This is a genomic window from Catenulispora rubra, assembly GCF_015356825.1.
GTDB classification, from domain to species: domain Bacteria; phylum Actinomycetota; class Actinomycetes; order Streptomycetales; family Catenulisporaceae; genus Catenulispora; species Catenulispora rubra.
Genome location: NZ_JAACYW010000733.1, coordinates 1 through 496 on the forward strand (window position 1 = coordinate 1; position 496 = coordinate 496).

At 70.2% G+C, this 496-nt stretch carries 1 protein-coding gene; it reads right to left on the reverse strand.

Annotation, left to right across the window (positions count from 1 at the left end):
* On the reverse strand, positions 1-496 hold a 496-nt coding region (locus GWK61_RS55190; protein ID WP_194922374.1), incomplete at both ends, for a DUF2264 domain-containing protein.

A 496-nucleotide genomic window follows, 5' to 3' on the forward strand; every position in this document is an offset into this window, starting at 1 on the left:
ACGCGACGTACCCCTCCCCCGCCGCCGTCCCCATGATCCGGCCACGCCGCGTCGCCCGGCCCCACTCGTCGACGAGCGCCGCATACCCGTCCACGCCAGTCACCCACGCACGGTCCGACCACGCGGCGCCGGTACCGGGAGCCGTACGCGTCGAGTACGCGAACTTCGCGTAGTGCGGGTCGCCGGGGTCGTCGGCGTAGGTGGCGTGGTCGCTGCCGTGGTTGACGACGCGCACGATCCCGTCACCCAGGCCCCGCTGCACCGCCCAGCCCAAAGACGGAAGGATCGTCACCGAGTCCTCAGCGGGAGTATCAGGAGGCATCGATGCCGACCACAGGGGATGCGAAGCCGGGGCCGCCAAACCCAAGAACCCCATCCCCGCGAAGTAGGCAGATCCCGGCCCGCTGTACTCCTGCACCACTGGCAAAAACTCCCGCGCGCCCCAGCCGAGGCTCGGCGCCTCAGCACCGTCCACTCCGAGCCGGTCTCTTATACA